Genomic DNA, 18,105 nt, shown 5'->3' on the forward strand with positions numbered 1-18,105 from the left:
CAGAGCCAGCCGAAGATCTATTCACGGGAACTGGTCGAGCTGATCTTTGTGAACCCCTATTGCCGGATCAGCGATCTGGTCGATTCCGGCGTCGCCAAACGGCAGACAGCCGCAGTCTACCTCAAAGCAATGGTTGCTGAAGGGCTGCTCGGAGAGGAGAAGATCGGGCGCGAGAACCTCTATATCAATCCTGCATTGCTGGCCTTGCTGTCAGAGCCGCAGCGATAATCCGACCCTGCATTTCGTCGCGGCGGCAATCCACGCGTCAGGCCCGGCTATGACCCGGTTCATTCAATCATTCCCGCGCCGCCGGAGTGACAACACGCCCCAGGCAACAAGTCCGATTATCAGCCCCCAGAAAGCCCCGCCAATCCCGAAGAGCTGAATATTCGCGGCGGAGGCAAGGAAGGTGATCAACGCCGGTTCGCGGGTGGTCGGCTCGGACATGGCTGTTGCGAGACTGCCCCCGATCGTGCCCAGCAAGGCGAGCCCCGCCAGAGTGGCGATGAAGCCAGCCGGAAAGGCCATGAATACCGCTGCCAGCGTGACGCCGAAAACTCCGATCAGCGTATAGAACAGCCCGGCAGCAATCCCCCCGATCCAGCGTCTGGCCGGATCCTCATGCGCCTCGGGGCCTGTCACGATGGCTGCGGTGATCGCCGCCACATTGAACGCATGTGCGCCAAACGGTGCCATCAGAGCCGAGCCGAGGCCTGTCACCGTCACGATTGGATTGGCGCTGACCCGGTAGCCCTCATTGCGCAGAACCAGCATGCCCGGCATGTACTGGCCCGTAAGCGTGATCAGGAAGAGCGGCAGCGCAAGGCTGAGCGCCGCATTCAGCGTGAACACCGGCATCGTAAAGACCGGAACAGCCAATTCCAGCCGCACCCCCGACAGATCAACTTCGCCGCGCGCCAGCAGCCAGACCAGCCCGATCACCAGAATGCCGATGATCGCATAGCGCGCGGTGAACCGCTTCACGACAAGATAGCTGACGAACAGCAGGATCACGAGGGCCGGATCGGCATTGGCGGCACCAAAGGCACCGATCCCGAATTGCAGCAGGATCCCGCCCAGAAGGGCGGCGGCGATGGCGGGCGGAATGAGGCGGATCAGCCGATCGAAAAACCCCGAAAGTCCAAGCACGACAAAGGCCAGCGCCGAGAGGATATAGGCACCGATGGCCTCGGGGTAGCTGACGGCGCCGAGCGACATGACCAGAAAGGCCGCCCCCGGCGTCGACCATGCGGTGATGATCGGCATCCGGTAGCGCCAGCTGAGGAAGAGACCACTCATGCCAACCCCGACCGAGACCGCCCAGACCCAGGATGCGGTCTGGGCTGCATCAAGACCGGCAAGCTGCGCCGCCTGAAAGACCAGAACGAAGGTGCCGCCATAGTTCACGATGACCGAGATCAGCCCCGCCATCACCGGGGGCAACAGGTCTTTGGAGCGGGGTGAAGCCAGGGTGGTCATGATGCAGGCAGTCCTTCGGAGAGTGTTTGTCCGGGCCTAGCTGCAGATTGGGCGGTCCGATCCCGCCAATTCTTGCCCAACGGGCAGACCATTGGCAGAAAGATCGCGCCGTTTCTTCGTGGTAGTAAATCACACCACCTCGACAGCCCTGTGGCTGCGCCCAAAAAATCGGTATGGAATGATCACATCAGCATAAGATCAGGGCAGACCAATTGTTTCGCCATACCCAGCTCGAAACCGTCAAAGCCTGGCTGATCCGCCCCGATTACGCGGGACTGCCACTGCACAGCCGCATCCAGCGCGCCATCCGGCAGTTGATCCTCGACGGGGCGCTGGCGGCGGGCAAGCCCCTGCCCGCCACACGCAGCCTTGCGACCTCGCTGGGGGTGTCGCGCGATACCGTCGAGACGGCCTATGGCCAACTTCATGCCGAAGGCTTTGTCATTCGTCGGGTCGGCAGCGGCAGCTTCGTCGCCCCAATCAGCGATCTGCTGCCCGTGGCTCCGAAGGTACGCCCCCCACCAGCCCGAGAGACCAGCGTGATCAGAGCAGGCCTCAGCACCCGTGGCGCAGCGATGGTCGCACAGGGCGGCACCCATGCGGGCGGCCCGGTCCGGCTGTTTCAGCAGGGCCTGCCCGAAACCCGCAACTTCCCGATCCGCATCTGGGAACGGCTGGAGCGTCAGGTTCTGAAAGACCACGGCACCGCTGCGCTGTCGATGACCGATCCGCAAGGTGCCGCCCCGTTGCGGCAGGCAATTGCCGATTACGTCAATCTCGAACGCGGCGCGCGGGTCACGGCGGATCGCGTGCTGATCCTGACAAGCTCGCAACAGGCGATGGCACTGACGGCAAATCTGCTGCTGGACCCGGGCGAGCGGATCTTTGTCGAAGACCCCGGCTATCACGGCGCGCGTCAGGCCTTTGCGGCGGCAGGCGCGGTGCCGGTGCCAATCCCGCTTGATCGCGAAGGCCTGATCGTCAGTCAGATGTTTGCCAGCCCGGAGAAGGCGCGGGTGGTTTCGCTCACGCCCTCGCACCAGTTCCCGACCGGGGCAACGCTGTCACTTGAGCGGCGGCTTGCACTGATCGACTGGGCCACACGGCGCGGCGGCTGGATCATCGAGGATGATTACGACAGCGAGTTCCATTATGCTGGAAGGCCCACAGCCTGCGTCCAGGGTCTCGATCCGCATCAGCGCACGATCTATATCGGAACCTTCACCAAATCGCTCTTTCCCGGCCTCAGGATCGGCTATCTGATCCTGCCGCCGGACCTCGTGGCCCCCTTCACCATCGCGCGCACCCAGCAAGACGGCCACCCCGCCTCGATCCCGCAACTGGTGCTGGCGCGCTTCATCGAAGGCGGGCATTTCAGTGCGCATATCCGGCTGATGCGGAATATCTATGCCGAACGGATGCGGATCCTTGCCCGGCTGATCGAGACACATCTGAGCGGGCTGGTCGCAGCGCAGGTTCCCACCGGCGGCTTGCAAATGCCCTGCCTTCTGACCTGCGATCTGCCCGAGGACCGGGTGATCGCCGCCGCAGCCCGGGCGGGGCTCGGCCTGACCGGTCTCTCGGCCCTGCATACAACCGCGCGGCCTCGGCCGGGCTTCCTGATGGGGTTTGCCGCCTTTACACCAGCCGAACTGGAAAAGGGCATTCGCATTCTCGCGACTGTGCTGAGCGATTTGGCTGGCGGGGCACGCCGCCCCTGAATGGTCTGGTCATCGGTGCGAAAATGGCCGGATCGCTGCGATCCATCTGCGATTACCCTCGCGCAGCACAATCCTGAAAAGTTCGGCCATGTCCCCTGTTCCTTCTCCGGCAGACCTGCTCTCGGATGCAGATATCGACCGCTTCGGCAGCGCCCCGGCGCAGCGTTTCGCGCAGAACCTGGCGCTGGTTCAGGACAGGATCGCAGCCGCCTGCGCCCGCGCGGGTCGCGCCCCCGGCGAGGTAAGGCTCTTGCCGGTGACCAAGACCGTGCCCGCCCCCGTTCTGCGCCACGCCTTTGCCGCCGGGATCCGGGATTTCGGCGAGAACAAGCTGCAGGAGGCGCGCGACAAGCAGGCAGCCCTCGCCGATCTGCCGATCCGCTGGAGCATTATCGGGCATCTGCAGACGAACAAGGTAAAGTATCTGGTGCGGTTCGCGTCAGAGCTCCACGCCCTCGACAGTCTGCGGCTGGCGGCAGAACTGCACCGCAGGCTTGAGGCCCTGGGCCGTGATCTCGACGTGTTCATCCAGGTCAATACCTCTGGCGAGGACAGCAAATACGGTCTTTCCCCGGAGGCATTGCCCGCCTTCATCGACCAGTTGACAGACTTCCCGCGCCTCAGACCGCAGGGCCTGATGACCCTCGCGATCCTCAGTGCCGATCAGGTCCGGGTCCGGCGCTGCTTTGCGCTGCTGCGCGGCTTGCGTGACGCGGCACAGGCGCGCTGCCCCGGGATCACACGGCTTTCGATGGGAATGACCAGCGATTTCGAGATCGCCATCGAGGAAGGCGCCGATGTGGTCAGGGTGGGTCAGGCCATCTTCGGCCCCCGCCCAAAATCGGCGGGAGCCTTCTGGCCCGGGCTGGACGATGTCTGACCCGGCCCGCCGCCCTCTCAGATCGGCTTCTCGTAAGTGACCCAATTCGCGGCATTGGCCACATCATCATAGAGCCGCCGCGCCGTCGCATTGTCCTGCGCTGTCACCCAGGACAGCATCGGCCAGCCCCGGTTGTGGGCGATCTGACTCAATGCCCCGATCAGCAGGCGACCGACACCCCGCCCCCGCAGTGACGGATCGACATAGAGATCATCGAGAAATCCCGCATCCCGGCCCAGGAGCGGGCGCGGCTGCGGCCAGAAATGCGCGAAGCCGACCGGCTTGCCCGCAACGACGGCCACCAGCCCTTCAAGCGGGTGGGCATGATCAAGCAGCCAGGCCCAGGTGCGGTCGAGAATGTCCTCCGTCATCTGGACTTTGTAGAAAGCGGCATAGCCCTTGTAGAGTTCGCGCCAGGACGCGGCATCCGCCAGCACCACGCTACGGATTTCGATATCGACCCGGGCGCTTTCGACTGGAGCCGGAGCGGGGGCGTAGATGGGATCGTTCAATGCATGTCTCCTGAAAGTTGGCGGCACTCGCGCCGCGACCCGTCAGAGGAATGCCAGAAAGCGGACTGATCTGATCCGGCCAATTAGGAGAAGTGAAGCGGACCAATCCTGCGTGCTGATGAGCAGTATCCCGCAGCCCCGGGGCAGTGGAGCGCCGTCAGTGTATTCCTCGGATCACGACGAGGCCGCCATTCAACGTTCGCGGTCTTGCACTGGGTCGACCAGGATGTTTTCGAGGATCTCGAGCCTTATCTCACGAGGTCCCCGGCCGGCATTGCTATATCCCTCCGACCGACATCAGCTGAACTCAGACCCGCAGCAGACCAAGCCTCTGCGTTGCCGCACGCAGCAAATCCGCCATTCGCCGATGCGGGCAACACACTCTCTGCCAAAGGATTGTCACTGGTCTGGCTGCGACTGACTGGCGATAAACGACCTCAACGCCGGAATGACATCCTCTGGGCTGTCCTCGAGCAGGGTATGAGAGGCGAAGGGCAGATTCAGCAGACGCGCGCCTTCCACCTGTTCAGCCAGTTCGAAAGCCTGAGCACGGGAAACCAGAAAATCCTCATCTCCGTGAACAACAAGAAGCGGAGTTTTGATCGACCGCACCGATGCGCCTGGATAGGCGTGCTCGTCGCTGCCAAGCCACATGGATTTGGTCGCATCAAACAATCTGCCGAAGTTGGGCTCAGTGTTTTCGGCCTCATAGGCCTCGACTTGCTCTGCAAACATGCCTCGCCACTCGTCCACGGTGATACCCTGATAGGTTTCGCGCGTCGGGTCATCGGCAGACAGATGCCAATGCGCACCGACCGTCACCAAGAAGCGCGGCTGAACTATGCCGGATGCGGCGAGACGAAGCGCAACAATGCCCCCGTCGCTGTGGCCGATGATACCGGCATTGGCCAACCCCAGCTCGGCCAGCACCCCGGCGGTATCCTGTTCCAGTCTGTGATAGCTGAGGGGCCCCTTCCCCAGGGGCGAGCGGCCATGCCCTCGGCTGTCAATGGCGAGAAGCCGGAACTCGGCCGCCAGATGTTTTGCCAGCGGAAGAAAGTCGTTCCGACACCCCAGCCCACCATGCAGCAGGATAATCGGGACCCCATCTGCCTTCCCTGCTTCTGCCACGAACAGGGCGGCATCCCCTGCGGTTACGATCTTTCCACTGTCAAACATAGGGCTTTCTTTCTGAATAGAGGCAAAGGGCAATCGCCAGTTGGAAGGGCCAACCGCCCCTGCCTAGAGACATGCGCTTGGCGTCACATGTGGCCAAGGGGCGACGTTGGGTGTTCACGAGCCGCCGATTCTTTTCCAGAACAGGATTGTCGGCGACAGCCCGCCATGGGGTTTCAGAGCAAAATCCGGGATGATCCCGGCCTCAGTGTAACCAAGCTTTGCGTAGAGGCCCGCCGCGCCACCCTCCGCCGCAGTATCAAGCACCAACAGCGATTTCCCATGCTTCAGCGCCAGCGCCTCGGCCGCATGCATCAGCTCTCGTGCGATGCCACGCCCCCGATACCGGACCGCTGTCATCATTTTTGCGATCTCGGCCCGGTGCGGCTGGTTGTCAGGAAAGCCGAGGACAAGAGTAACTGTCGCAGCCAGCACTTCGCCCTCAAACGCACCGAGCACAACCCGGTCACCGGCTGCCATATCCGACAAGGCGCCCGCCCAGAAAGCTTTTGCGCGATCAAGGCCGAGCGGATGCAAAAAGCTGACCGATCCACCCGATGCCACCGTTTCGGACAGGAGGTCAGCCAGCTGATCCAGATGATCGGCCGAAACAGGGCAAATTTTCAGATCGCGCATGTGTTCATGACCTTGAGAGGTGAACCGTATAGAGGCAGGGAACCTCTCCGGGGTTGGAGAATTTCACCTCGGCTGGAGGCCCAAACCCTATGCTGTCCCCGGTGGTGAGGTCGTGTTGATGCAATCCTTCCGTCAACCGAAGCCAGCCCTCCCGCACAGTCACAACCTGCCGTATCCGCAGATAGGACTCAGCAGGCATTGAAACCGACTGACCTTTGGGCAGCGTGACCTCGACGATCTCAATGGGGTGCTCGGGATGGCAGTAGATCTGCTTGCGCGAATACCCTGTCTGCGGATCGGTCCAGACGGGAGCATCGCTGTTGCGTTGTACCCATGATCGGCTCTCTGCCTTCAGAAGCAGCCCTGCCAACGTAAGATCGAAAGCCATAGCCAGACGGATGAGAACCCCGGCGGTGGGGCTGACCAACCCCCGTTCGATCTTGCTGATTGCGGCTTTGGACACGCCCGCGCGATCAGCAAGCTCGGCCAAAGACCAGTTGCGCGCTTCCCGTTCCTGAAGCAGGGATCGGGCAATCCGGGTTTCAGCGCTGTTTACAATAGTGTCCATTTGGATATTTAGAGACACGTCAGCATCACGATGTCAACGTCTCCATGCCGGACGTCGCGTTGACAGCCTGATCCCGTCGGGGGCGCTGAAACTGGTCAGCCGCGGCAGCCCAGTGGGGCCGCGCGTTGCGCTATCTCCCCACCTTGGAGTTCCCGACATGCGCGAGTTGACGCAACCTTTCAGGTTTCCTGGGTTCGCTCTGATTCAACCAGGATGTTTTCGAGGATCTCGAGCGTTATTTCACGAAGCCCCAACTCGGCACTGCCATAGGCCTCGCCCTCAGCAAGTTCATAGATCCTGAAGGCAAGCCCTTGGTCGCCCAGGAAACGCAACACTTTCCGAAGGGTGCCCATCCCGCCATCATACCAGCTGTTGCTGAACATCTCCGCGCAGATAAGGGGTTGGCGACTTGCGACGGCGCGTTTGAGTGCGGTCAGGCTGTCGGCCGTCAGCCTCTGCAGCCCAATCAACACGCGAGCGGCGATCTCGCTGTCGTCCAGCACGATGGCGATATGGGGGAGGTGCGCATTCATGGCAAAGTTCCCAATCCGGTGGCCGTCGCCATGTCACGCGCAGATCCACAGAACTTGGCGCAATGGCGCGCAAGGGGAGATCGTCGACACCCCAGACCACTCAAGGTTGCCCGACCATTGGCAGCACCCGCAGCAATGAGACCCGCATTCCGTCCTCAAGATCGCCACAGGTGACGCGCATCAGCGCAACCGGAGAAGCATCTGCGGGAAACCGGATCAGCATGGGGTCTTCGGCGATACAGTCCTGCCCAGAGAAGCCCGGGTCGCCAAGCAGATCACCTATCCCGAGGACACCCGGCCGACCATAAGGCTCCATCTCCCCGACCAACCGGTCCATGGCGGCACCGAGGCCGGCGAAGAGTTGGTCGGACCCGAGGAAATAGAAGTTCCCGGAAGTGTCCTCCAAACCGGTCCCTTGCCCGGACAGGTCAAGCGGCCGGGACCAGGGACTGGCATAGAAGGCAGATGCGCCGGACGGCATAGCCTGTCTTTCCGTCAGAATATCGAAAGGATTGCGTGCGCCTGCCAAAGGATCGGTCAGTATTTCCAGCACCTTGCTACCAGAATCCGGAGATTCATCCGGCTGGAGGCGTGATCTGTGGACAGGCCACAGGGTCTCCTCTCCTGAAGTGGTGTCAATTGCGACCAGAAAGACGGTCGAAACAGAGCTTACGTGAGAGCCAAAATTGTCCGCGACGCTGCGCAACACAAATACCTCGTCCAACCCTGCCCCGAAAAACACGTCCCGCACCTCGACCATGTCGGGAGGCGTGGCCATCGCAGGCGATGTCGCGACAGGCAGGGCAAGCACAGCAGCCAGAAAGGATTGTTTCAGCATCATCGCCACGCTTTCAAACCTCAGGTTCACCCGCATGTAACAGGACAAGATCATCATCCTGCCCGAAACAATGGACAAGCCCCAGCCCGCTTATCGAAATGAGGACGCCCTCTTCGATCAGACCGGCCCAGTCCTGCAAAGAAAACCCCTCGACCGCCTCACCGGTCTCGACCGAGAGGACAACCTTCCCTTCTCTGCCACCCCATAGCACCCGATCCCCCGGGCGCACCTCGCGGCCATCACTGTATCGCATTGGAATTTCCCGAAGTTCGGGGCGGGCTGTCCAGAAGGAACGGGTGCCGCAGCCCGGGGAATTCCGGCTGCGCTGTGCGCCCCCCTGGCGCGAGAGGATCGCAGGTCAAGCAATGAGCCGTGCCTCGCGCATATCGCGGCCGGGAGGAGCTCCGTACATCCGCGCATAGTCGCGCGTGAATTGCGGCACGCTCTCATAACCCACCGCATGGGCGGCGTGGCCGATCGCAGCCCCGTCGGCCAGCATCTGGCGGCGTGCCTCGACCAGCCGCAACTGCTTCTGGAACTGCAGCGGCGAGAGCGTGGTGACCGCCCGGAAATGCTGGTGGAAGGAGGATTCGCTCATCCCCGCCAAATCGGCCAGTTCCCCGATGCGCAGGGCGCGGGCATAGTCCTTGCGGATCACCGCAACGGCACGCGCAATGCGGGAGGCATGGCTGTCGGCCAGTCCAAGGTTGCGGATCGCGGAACCATGGCGTCCAGTCAGCAGCCAGTAATGCATCTCGCGCAACAGCGCATCACCAAGAACCGCCTGCGCGCCGGGCTGGCCCAGAATCCGCAACAGCCGCCTTGCCGCGTCCATCACATCCGGGTCGGCGGCCTCAATCCTGACCGGCCCCGGGCTGGCCGCCGCCAGATCAACCTCCGCTGCGAGGCTGCGCAAAAGTGCAGGGTCGAGTTCCAGCGCGACCGCGTAATAGGGCGCGGCGGGGCAGGCCTCGAGGATCCGGCTGGTCGTCGGCACATCGGCGGTGATCAGCAGTGCCTCTCCAGGGCCATAATCAAAGTCACGCCCCGCCATCGTTACCCGCTTGCGCCCCTGCAGGCACATCGCGATCAGCGGCTTTTGCACCTGCACCTGCAACTCCCCCGGCCGCAGCTGGCGCACCACACCGAGACCACGAAACGGTGTCGGCGCATAGCCGAAAGGGCCTGCATGCGCGTCAGCATGGCTGCGGGCAAGATCAAGAAGGCTGCGGGTCACGGGCGGCTCCGGTCCTGTGGTCTGGCCTATCAGGCAACAAACTGGCTCCATTACGCAAGGCCCCCTGCCCGATTTTGAAGGAACAGGCAAGAATTGGCGAGGATCTGGCAACCCCTCGGGGCTACTTCCCCCCATTTTCCCCTCATCCACTCAGAAGAAGGAATATGAGATGAGCAAGATCGCATTGGTGACCGGCGCCAACCGTGGCCTTGGCCGCAACACCGCCCTGTCCATCGCCCGCCATGGCGGCGATGTCATCGTCGCCTATCGCGGCAATGCCACCCAGGCCGCTGAGGTCGTGTCCGAGATCAAGGCACTGGGTCGCAAAGCGGTCGCAGTGCAACTTGATGTCGCGCAGCACGACAGCTTCGTAGCTTTTGCCGACACCCTGCGCGGCGCCTTGCGCGACGCCTGGGGCCGCGAGAGCTTTGACCACCTGGTGAACAATGCCGGCCATGGCGAGTTCACCCCATTCGCTGAGACCACGGAGGCGCAATTCGACGGGATCTTCGATGTGCATGTGAAAGGGGTCTATTTCCTGACCCAAGCGCTGCTGCCGCTGATCGCTGATGGAGGGCGCATCGTGAACTTCTCAACCGGACTGACGCGGTTCTCGGCACCGGGCTTTTCGGCCTATGCCGCCGCCAAAGGGGCGATCGAAGTGCTGACGCGCTATATGGCCAAAGAGCTTGGAGCGCGTGGCATCGCGGTCAATACGGTCGCCCCCGGTGCCATTGAGACCGATTTCGGCGGCGGTGTGGTCCGCGACAACCCGGATTTGAATACGCAATATGCCGGGCTGACGGCACTTGGCCGGGTCGGGTTGCCCGACGATATCGGTCCGATGGTGGCGAGCCTGCTCTCCGACGACAACCGTTGGGTCAATGCACAGCGGATCGAGGTGTCCGGCGGCCAGGCTATCTGAAGTCGCCAACACCACCCCTGCCGATGCAAGAAGCATCGGCAGGGAGATATTCGATCTTTCTTTACGGGCTGAAGAACGGCCCGCCACACCTCGAAACCTGCTGCATTGAGGTTGCGGACGGTAAACCAAAGGCTCACCGTGATACATGCGGGAATGGATCGGCTGCGCCGAGCCCGCATTTGATCATCCGATTGACAGGCTCGAGCCCTTGGCCCAACGCAGACATATCACCCGACCGATCACCTCCGCCCGTGTACTTGTCGGGCACCGCAGATCGCGTGGCAGCGACCTGTCGCTTGCGACGATCCTCGCGGCGGTGGCCGGTGCGGCCAATGCCGGCGGGTTCTTCGCGCTCGGCCAGTATACCTCGCATATGACGGGCTATCTGTCGCAGCTGGCCGACAATCTGGTGCTTGGCAATCTATGGGTGTCGCTGATCGCGGTGCTGGCCCTTGGTGCCTTCATCACCGGCGCAGGCTTCAGCACCTTTGTGATCAACTGGGAACGCCTGCACAGCGCGCGGCGCCAATACGCGCTGCCGATCGCATTGCAGGGTGTCTTCCTGCTGTTCTTCGCGACCGGCGGCATCTTCACCAGTGAGTTGGGCCGTCTCTTTGCCCTGTGCTGCCTGTGCTTCATCATGGGCATGCAGAATGCGACCATCACCAAGATCTCGGGAGCGCGGATCCGAACGACCCATGCGACCGGCATGGTCACCGATATCGGGATCGAGCTTGGCCGGGCCGCCGTTGCGCTGAGCGCGCGCGCCAGTGGCATAGGGCCGGACAAGAGCAAGCTGCGCATCCTGCTGACACTGGTCGCATCCTTCCTGGTCGGAGGTGTTATCGGGGCGGTTGGCTTTGGCCAGATCGGCTTCTGGTTTGCCTTGCCGCTTGGGCTCACATTGCTCGGCCTGGCCGGGCCGGGATTGCGGCTGCGATAGCGACGGTGGCCATCATGCCGCCATCGGCCGTGCATCAAGGCTGCGCATCAGGCAGCCTGCTGTGCAGCCTTGCGTTTGGCATATCGCTGATCGCGGGCGGCTTTGCGGGCAGCCTCATCTGACAGGACGAGAGCGATACGTTTGTCCTGCGCAGATTGCCGCGCGTCGCGCGTTGCGATCTCCGCAGCTTCCAGCTGAAGTTGCTCTTCGGCAAGCGCGGCCGCTTGCGCCGCGACGCGATGTTCCTCGGCCAATCTCTCAGCATCTCGCGTAGCACGGCGCGCTTCACGCGCCCGCGCGATTTCCACGCGCTCCGCGCTCCGCGCCGCGAGACCCGGTGCTGCCGCCGCCTGTGCCGCCTTGAAGCTCTCGATCATCGAAAGTCGTGCACTGGTGGCATTGCCGCGCCGATCGGAAAATTCTTTGGTTCTCACTGTTTCTCTTACCTTTCAGAGTAGAGCGGCCTGGGCCGCTTGCTGATTGCGAGCGGCGTTGCAGCTATTTTGTAACCTGTTCGCTTTCGAGACGCGCTGCCCTCAAACGCCGGGTTTTCTCTGCACGTTCAGCCGCTTCGGTATTCTGCTCATCGAGGGCGCGGGTTCTTGACAGGAATTGCGACTGGGTCTTGTCGAACGCAGCCTCCGCGGTCTGACGTGCTCTGCTCATGGTGCCAGGCATAGAGGTATCTCCTTCATTTCACGGCCGCTCTGCGGGCCGATTTCGGCGAAAAGAAATCCGGGTGATAAAACAAGACCTGCCCGCAGATCACTTGAGGAGCGATGCCTGAAAGATCGTATGTGTCGTCAGGCAAGGACCGCTGTCTATATAGCGACGTCAATCCGCGCTCAGCCGGATCAAGGCGATCCCTGGCAGTCGCATTCAGAAAGGCTCAGGCGGCCTTACGCATCGGATAGGCGACAAGGCTCTCCGGAACGAACCCTGCGGATTTCGCCGCAGCCGCGAAGGCACGGCGGGCAATGCCTACCGGAATGATGCAGTCCATCGCCGCGTTGACTTGTTGAAGTGCAATGGCATGCGCGTCATCCGCAATCGGCCATTTCCTCACCAGCCAGTATTTGACTTGCTCGATTGTGCTGAATTTCTGCACATCGCCATCAGGCGACATGACAAAAGACAGGGGTTTCCCCCAGTTGATTTCTATCAAAAAGACTTCTTTCCTGGAAAGCGAATGGCGCGTGCAAGATGCAGCCCCGCCATTTCGGGGAAACCGGGTCCGATATTGCATCGATCCCGATTTCAGTGCTCAAGCCTGAAAATCAGGCCAGAACGAGGTTCATCGCGGATTCACGGCCATTGCGGTCGCGCTCGACATCGAACGAGACAGCCTGACCATCATTCAGCCCATGAATTCCGGCGCGCTCAAGCGCGGAGACATGGACGAAAACGTCCTTGGAGCCACCCTCGGGAGCGATAAATCCGAAGCCCTTGGTGGAGTTGAACCATTTCACGGTGCCATTGGCCATCGTGATGTTCCTTTCATTGGTGCCACCCACAATATGTGATGGCCCGGCAAAGCTGAAAATCCAAAGCTGAGCCGAAAGGGACAGGTCCGAAAAACAGAAGATGCCCCTTACATATAGGGCAAGACCGCCCTGATTGCTATGAAAGGATTCCGAAACTGCGTCTGCGGGGTGGTTAGCCCCTGTTATCGCTGCAAACAATTCTTCAGTTCCCGGCGCAGGCGACGCTCTCCCTTGCCCGCGCCATCACCCTTGAAAATGAAGCGGGCCACCCCATCTCAACCGCGATCATGAGCATTTTGGCTCACGATTACATATGCTTCACCAACCATCCCACCAACATCCGTTTGGGAAACCGGGCCGATGCTGATCGAGACACAGAAGAACCGCAACACTTTCGAACCCCACACCCCTGCCCTGCCCTTCCGGGCAGCCCCGATAGCACCAAGGGAGCAGACCAAGCCATGGACCAGACCTGATCAAGGCTCTGCTCCTTCCCCCTCGCCAGTTTCGCGAGAGACGGCCTTTGACGCAGCAGAAGCCGGGCTCACCCTTCGCTGGCTCAGGACGAGCCAATCGGAGAGCCCCCGCCTGCATCCGCAGTCGGGACCCGGGCGTAATCACAAATGGTGGTACATTGCCGAAGCAGAGCCCGGCTCATGGCTGCAGCTCGGTCTCAGGCGTCCCGCATCCGCCGAACAGATCAGGAGCGCCGCATTGAACGGCCGGTTGCCGGAGTTGCTGCGCCGGATTGAACCCGCCATCGGTGACATGTTCCTCATTGAAGCCGGAACGCTTCACGCTGCAGGACCCGGCCTGACCATCGTTGAGGTCGCGGAAGGTCATCATACACCGCTCGTTCCCGAGCCCAGCGACCCCGCTCAGTTCCTCAGCGCCTGCGACCAGGCGATCTGTGATCCACAGCCCATTGCGCCGCTGCCGGGCGAAGCCATCCCTTTCCGGATCGCCCATGAGATGCTCGCACCCGAACAACGCGTCATGCTGATGGATCCGCTGGCCTGCGTTGCAGTCGTTAACGGCAGTGGTACCTTCGGCAACCGCCCGTTCGAGGCGGGCCAGTGCTGGCAGTTCCATGGACCGCTTGCAACGCGTGCGATTGAGCCGACAGTTCTGATCGTAGCAGAACGATGCGAACCCGCTCCCGGCAGTGACGGCATCTGGCGGGCGCGGCAATAAGACGACCACAGTCGGAGCGAGTGCAACTGCCCTCGTTCCGGCATCCACCAACTCACTTCCCCGAACGGAAAGAACGAGCCCCGCGATAAGACCGCGGGGCTCGGCGCGCTTTGGCTATTTCACCTCGTAGCAAGATGGCGGTCTGCGATCTGTTCGTCGCCCGCCATGCCGTGCCGCCCCTGCGTCTGGGTCTGGCGGTCTCCGAGTTCACCGCGCTGGCGCGCCAGCACGATCTGGCCCTGCCCCCGGATCTGGCGCTGCTGTTCAAGGCGCTGATCACCGCCGATGGCGTGATGCGCGGCCTCGACCCTGATTTCGACGCCATCACGGTCGCGGCCCCCATCGTGCGCGCCGAGATGCGTCGCATGTTCGGCCCGCAGGCGCTGGCCACAGAGGGCAAGTCGCTCGCCCTGGACATGGCGGGCCTCGTGCGCGACCTGCCGGGCCTGTTCCGGCTGCTGAAGTTGCGGCTGCGCCAGGGCAATCTGTCGGCCGAGATCGAGATCAAGGGGCTGGACCGGCTCAGCGGCGATATAACAAAGGCCGCAACCCGCATATCGGTGGCCGTCATCACGGCCGCCTTCGCCCTCGGCCTGGCACCGGGTCTCGTGCAGGCCGGCCCGATCCTTCTGGGCCTGCCTCTGGGGGCCTGGACAGGAATGGCGCTGGTCGCGGCAGGGCTGCTCTGGACCGTCTGGCCACGCAGGTAGTGACAGCCTTTCCGCTGCAAGGGCGGCCTTGGACGGACGCTGCGCAGTCCGCGTTCACTTTTACGCTTGTCCGTCCATCATGAATTGACGAACATTTAGTGAACATTTATTTTCGCCGCCATGGCAAGAACCCTTCAGGACAAGCTGGCGATCCTTTCCGACGCGGCAAAATACGATGCTTCCTGCGCCTCATCGGGAGGTGAAAAGCGCGATTCCCGCGCGGGTGGCATCGGGTCTTCCGGTGGGGCTGGCATTTGCCATGCCTATACGCCGGACGGTCGCTGCATCAGCCTGCTCAAGATCCTGATGACCAATTTCTGCATCTTCGACTGCGCCTATTGCATCAATCGGGTATCTTCGAATGTCGAGCGCGCGCGCTTCACGGTCGAGGAGGTCGTGACGCTGACCCTGGAATTCTATCGGCGAAACTACATCGAGGGTCTGTTCCTGTCGTCCGGGATCATCCGCTCGCCCGATCAGACCATGGCAGATATGGCGCGGATCGCGCGGGTGCTGCGGCAGGATCACGGGTTCAAAGGGTATATCCACCTCAAGACCATCCCCGATGCCAGCCCCGATCTGATCCGCGAGGCCGGGCTTTACGCCGACCGCCTCTCGATCAATGTCGAGCTGCCCGCCGATGCAAGCGTGCGCAAATTCGCCCCCGAAAAGCGCCCCGAAACCATCCGTTCCGCCATGGCGCAGGTGCGGCTGGAGGGCGAGGCGGCAAAAGAGAAATCCCTGACCGGCAAGCGCCCGCCACGCTTTGCGCCGGCGGGCCAGTCGACGCAGATGATCATCGGGGCCGATGGCACCGATGACGTGACGATCCTGAAAAGCTCGACACGGCTTTACACCGGCTACAAGCTGCGGCGCGTCTATTACTCGGCGTTTTCGCCGATCCCGGATGCGTCCAGTGCCTTGCCGCTGGTGCAGCCGCCCTTGCTGCGCGAACACCGGCTCTATCAGGCGGACTGGCTGCTGCGCTTTTACGGCTTCAGCGCCGAAGAGATCGCCACCGGCGCAACGGCGGGGCATCTCGATCTCGAGATCGACCCGAAGCTGGCCTGGGCCTTGCAGCATCGGGGGCTGTTCCCGCTGGATGTGAACCGGGCCAGCAAGGACATGCTGCTGCGAGTGCCGGGCTTTGGCACCCGCACCGTCGAGCGGATCCTTGCCGCACGCCGGACGCGGGCGCTGCGCTATGAGGATCTGACCCGGATCGGCGCGCTGATGAAAAAGGCGAGGCCCTTCATCACCGCCCCGGGCTGGTCGCCGCGCGGCCTGACCGACAGCACCGATCTGCGCGCGCGGTTCGCGCCGCCCCCACAGCAGTTGTCTCTGCTGTGAGCTTCGCCGTCACGCTGCCGGAACGCGGGCTGTTCGAGGCCTGGCGGGCGGCGGCGCGTATCGCGATCAGCCATCGCATCGCGCCAGAAGAGATCGACTGGAAGACCTGCACAGACCCCGGTGACAGCCCGGCGGCAGGCGGCCAATCGACAGGCGGGCTGTTCGCGACAGATCCCCTGCCATCCAAGCCCGGGCCGCATCAGGCGCAAGTGCCGCAGGCGTTCATAAAGCTGGCTGGTTCGGTGATCTGGCATTCCGCGCCCGGCAGGCTCTCCGCGCTCTATCAGGCCCTCTGGCGGATCGACCAACGCCTCGGTGAGCCCCTGTCGCAGGCTGATCCCCTGGGACGGCGGCTGAACCTCATGGCAAAATCGGTCGGGCGCGACATCCACAAGATGCATGCTTTCGTGCGGTTCCGGGAAGTCCCCCCGGAACCTGCAAGAGCGGGCCGCCGCCGCTTTGCCGCATGGTTCGAGCCGGAACATGACACGCTGGAACCGGGCAGCCAGTTCTTTGCAAAACGCTTCGCCGACATGGACTGGATGATCGCCACCCCCCGCCTGACCGCCCGGTTCGAGGCGGGCGGTCTGAGCTTTCATCCCGGCGGCGCGCGCCCAGATCTGCCGGAAGATGCATCAGCCGGCCTTTGGGCCACCTATTTCGCCAATATCTTCAATCCCGCGAGGGTGAAGCTTGATGCGATGCGTTCGGAGATGCCGAAGAAATTCTGGAAGAACCTGCCCGAGACGCGGCTGATCCCCGACATGCTGAAGGATGCCGAGGCCCGCGTGGCGCGGATGCACGCAGCGGCGGCCAGTTCACCACGCCCCGGTGCCGTGCCTGTCTCAACCCGTTACCGCGCCACGATGCCCGTTGCCGCAGATCTGCCAGACACACTTGCATCCGCAAAGGCGGCCGCGCTGCAATGCCGCCGCTGTGGCCTTTGCGAGACGGCAACGCAAACCGTCTGGGGAGAAGGTGCAACCGACGCCCGCCTCATGCTTGTCGGAGAGCAGCCCGGCGATCAGGAGGATTTGAGCGGGCGTCCCTTCACCGGCCCGGCGGGTCAGTTGCTGCGCAGCCTCATGGCGGATACCGGCATCGACCCTGCATCGATCTGGATGACCAATGCAGTAAAGCACTTCAAGTTCGCCCCTCGTGGCAAACAACGCCTGCACCAGAACCCGAACCGGCAGGAGATCGAACATTGCCGCTGGTGGCTGGGGCTTGAGCTGGCCTTCGTCCAGCCGGAGCTGGTCGTCGCGCTCGGTGCCTCGGCCGCTTTCGCATTGACCGGCAATGCCGCGCCTCTCGGTGACAGGCGCGGACATATCGAGACGGGTCTGCATGGCGGGCGGGTCCTGATCACCTGGCACCCCGCTGCAGTCCTTCGCCAATCCGACAAGGCCGCTGCCATGGAACTCAGGACTGGGCTGGCGAAGGATCTCGCGCTGGCGCTTTCTTCCTGCGGCAGTCCTTCCGACCGCAAAGACGCTGCGTCACTTGCAGGAACCGAATGCATCTCCAGTCGTTTGCGCAGCGAGGGTCGCTGACCCGTGTTGGTTCAAAAGGAGTGATGTGATGGCCGATGCCGCAGATGATATCCGTGCAAATCTCGAAAAACAGATCGCCGATCTGAAGAAGGAAATGGCGAAGATCAGCAAGTCGCTTGCCTCGCGCGCATCGGACGCGATGGACGATGCCGAAGAGGCATTCGAGGATGGCAAGGGACGCGCCCGTCACGCCGTCGCCCAGGTTCGTGATCAGGCCCATGTCGCAGTCGGCGCCATGCGCGACAATCCCGGCACCACCGCGACCGTCCTGTCGACAGTGGGGCTTCTGGGACTGGGCGCCGGGCTGCTTCTCAGTGGGGTCCTGTCTGGCGATCGCCGCCGCTGACACCATTTCTCTGCCGGAAA

Annotated in this window: 21 protein-coding genes and 1 pseudogene; 10 read left to right on the top strand and 12 right to left on the bottom strand. The window is 62.6% G+C overall.

Annotated features, from left to right (window positions below; all coding sequences use genetic code 11):
• Positions 1–9 precede the first annotated feature (9 nt).
• A pseudogene (locus M3484_RS23580) lies at positions 10–228 on the top strand (Fic family protein); the annotation flags it as partial.
• 63 nt (positions 229–291) lie between these two features.
• Here M3484_RS23580 and M3484_RS04410 read toward each other — a convergent pair.
• On the bottom strand, positions 292–1,479 hold the full coding sequence (locus tag M3484_RS04410; protein WP_249495873.1) for a benzoate/H(+) symporter BenE family transporter: 1,188 nt from the start codon (positions 1,477–1,479) through the stop codon (positions 292–294).
• Positions 1,480–1,691: 212 nt separating this feature from the next.
• On the opposite strand from M3484_RS04410, the gene pdxR reads away from it, so the two are divergent.
• Both pdxR and M3484_RS04420 read left to right on the top strand, forming a co-directional pair.
• Positions 1,692–3,200: a MocR-like pyridoxine biosynthesis transcription factor PdxR gene (pdxR, locus tag M3484_RS04415; RefSeq protein ID WP_249495874.1), complete on the top strand. Its 1,509-nt coding sequence runs from the start codon at positions 1,692–1,694 to the stop codon at positions 3,198–3,200.
• A gap of 88 nt (positions 3,201–3,288) precedes the next feature.
• On the top strand, positions 3,289–4,080 hold the full coding sequence (locus tag M3484_RS04420) for a YggS family pyridoxal phosphate-dependent enzyme (RefSeq protein ID WP_249495875.1): 792 nt from the start codon (positions 3,289–3,291) through the stop codon (positions 4,078–4,080).
• A gap of 17 nt (positions 4,081–4,097) precedes the next feature.
• Here M3484_RS04420 and M3484_RS04425 read toward each other — a convergent pair whose 3' ends face one another.
• The 8 genes from M3484_RS04425 to M3484_RS04460 all read right to left on the bottom strand — a co-directional run bounded on the left by M3484_RS04425 (position 4,098) and on the right by M3484_RS04460 (position 9,580).
• Positions 4,098–4,592 carry a GNAT family N-acetyltransferase gene (locus M3484_RS04425; protein ID WP_249495876.1) on the bottom strand — a complete coding sequence of 165 codons (495 nt, stop codon included), beginning with the start codon at positions 4,590–4,592 and terminating at the stop codon, positions 4,098–4,100.
• A 399-nt stretch (positions 4,593–4,991) separates the two neighbouring features.
• Entirely contained in the window at positions 4,992–5,771 is a 780-nt protein-coding gene (locus tag M3484_RS04430; RefSeq protein WP_249495877.1) for an alpha/beta fold hydrolase, read from the bottom strand.
• A gap of 114 nt (positions 5,772–5,885) precedes the next feature.
• Positions 5,886–6,404: a GNAT family N-acetyltransferase gene (locus M3484_RS04435; RefSeq protein ID WP_249495878.1), complete on the bottom strand. Its 519-nt coding sequence runs from the start codon at positions 6,402–6,404 to the stop codon at positions 5,886–5,888.
• Between the two features lie 4 nt (positions 6,405–6,408).
• On the bottom strand, positions 6,409–6,972 hold the full coding sequence (locus M3484_RS04440) for a helix-turn-helix transcriptional regulator (RefSeq protein WP_249495879.1): 564 nt from the start codon (positions 6,970–6,972) through the stop codon (positions 6,409–6,411).
• A 179-nt stretch (positions 6,973–7,151) separates the two neighbouring features.
• Positions 7,152–7,505, bottom strand: coding sequence for a hypothetical protein (locus M3484_RS04445; RefSeq protein WP_249495880.1), 354 nt, complete (start codon positions 7,503–7,505; stop codon positions 7,152–7,154).
• A 100-nt stretch (positions 7,506–7,605) separates the two neighbouring features.
• Positions 7,606–8,391: a hypothetical protein gene (locus tag M3484_RS04450; RefSeq protein ID WP_249495881.1), complete on the bottom strand. Its 786-nt coding sequence runs from the start codon at positions 8,389–8,391 to the stop codon at positions 7,606–7,608.
• Positions 8,357–8,596 carry a hypothetical protein gene (locus M3484_RS04455; RefSeq protein ID WP_249495882.1) on the bottom strand — a complete coding sequence of 80 codons (240 nt, stop codon included), beginning with the start codon at positions 8,594–8,596 and terminating at the stop codon, positions 8,357–8,359. The genes M3484_RS04450 and M3484_RS04455 overlap by 35 nt, the downstream gene beginning before the upstream one ends.
• Before the next feature lie 105 nt (positions 8,597–8,701).
• On the bottom strand, positions 8,702–9,580 hold the full coding sequence (locus M3484_RS04460; RefSeq protein WP_249495883.1) for an AraC family transcriptional regulator N-terminal domain-containing protein: 879 nt from the start codon (positions 9,578–9,580) through the stop codon (positions 8,702–8,704).
• A 169-nt stretch (positions 9,581–9,749) separates the two neighbouring features.
• Here M3484_RS04460 and M3484_RS04465 point away from each other — a divergent pair, with 169 nt between their 5' ends.
• Positions 9,750–10,505, top strand: coding sequence for an SDR family NAD(P)-dependent oxidoreductase (locus M3484_RS04465; protein WP_249495884.1), 756 nt, complete (start codon positions 9,750–9,752; stop codon positions 10,503–10,505).
• A gap of 208 nt (positions 10,506–10,713) precedes the next feature.
• Complete coding sequence (locus tag M3484_RS04470; protein WP_249495885.1) at positions 10,714–11,448, top strand: YoaK family protein; 735 nt, start codon at positions 10,714–10,716, stop codon at positions 11,446–11,448.
• A gap of 47 nt (positions 11,449–11,495) precedes the next feature.
• On the opposite strand, the gene M3484_RS04475 is transcribed toward M3484_RS04470, so the two are convergent.
• From M3484_RS04475 to M3484_RS04485, 3 genes are all read right to left on the bottom strand, one after another.
• Entirely contained in the window at positions 11,496–11,882 is a 387-nt protein-coding gene (locus M3484_RS04475) for a DUF6481 family protein (protein ID WP_249495886.1), read from the bottom strand.
• A gap of 455 nt (positions 11,883–12,337) precedes the next feature.
• The gene (locus M3484_RS04480; protein WP_249495887.1) at positions 12,338–12,694 is read right to left on the bottom strand and encodes a DUF982 domain-containing protein; all 357 of its coding nucleotides are present in this window, start codon (positions 12,692–12,694) and stop codon (positions 12,338–12,340) included.
• Positions 12,695–12,725: 31 nt separating this feature from the next.
• Positions 12,726–12,932, bottom strand: a complete 207-nt coding sequence (locus tag M3484_RS04485) for a cold-shock protein (protein ID WP_249495888.1) — start codon at positions 12,930–12,932, stop codon at positions 12,726–12,728.
• Positions 12,933–13,292: 360 nt separating this feature from the next.
• Here M3484_RS04485 and M3484_RS04490 point away from each other — a divergent pair, with 360 nt between their 5' ends.
• The 5 genes from M3484_RS04490 to M3484_RS04510 all read left to right on the top strand — a co-directional run bounded on the left by M3484_RS04490 (position 13,293) and on the right by M3484_RS04510 (position 18,085).
• Positions 13,293–14,126 (top strand): cupin domain-containing protein, encoded by an 834-nt coding sequence (locus M3484_RS04490; RefSeq protein ID WP_249495889.1) that lies wholly within the window; start codon positions 13,293–13,295, stop codon positions 14,124–14,126.
• Positions 14,127–14,236: 110 nt separating this feature from the next.
• A complete protein-coding gene (locus M3484_RS04495) occupies positions 14,237–14,836 on the top strand; it encodes an AarF/ABC1/UbiB kinase family protein (protein WP_249495890.1) in 600 nt (199 codons plus the stop codon).
• Positions 14,837–14,956: 120 nt separating this feature from the next.
• Entirely contained in the window at positions 14,957–16,186 is a 1,230-nt protein-coding gene (locus M3484_RS04500; RefSeq protein ID WP_283258283.1) for a putative DNA modification/repair radical SAM protein, read from the top strand.
• Positions 16,183–17,739: a UdgX family uracil-DNA binding protein gene (locus tag M3484_RS04505; protein ID WP_249495891.1), complete on the top strand. Its 1,557-nt coding sequence runs from the start codon at positions 16,183–16,185 to the stop codon at positions 17,737–17,739. Before M3484_RS04500 ends, M3484_RS04505 begins: the two co-directional genes overlap by 4 nt.
• Positions 17,740–17,767: 28 nt before the next feature.
• Positions 17,768–18,085, top strand: coding sequence for a hypothetical protein (locus M3484_RS04510; RefSeq protein WP_249495892.1), 318 nt, complete (start codon positions 17,768–17,770; stop codon positions 18,083–18,085).
• The last annotated feature ends 20 nt before the right edge of the window (positions 18,086–18,105 follow it).

The organism is Pseudomonas sp. GX19020, assembly GCF_023371075.1.
Classification (GTDB): Bacteria; Pseudomonadota; Alphaproteobacteria; order Rhodobacterales; family Rhodobacteraceae; genus Pseudogemmobacter.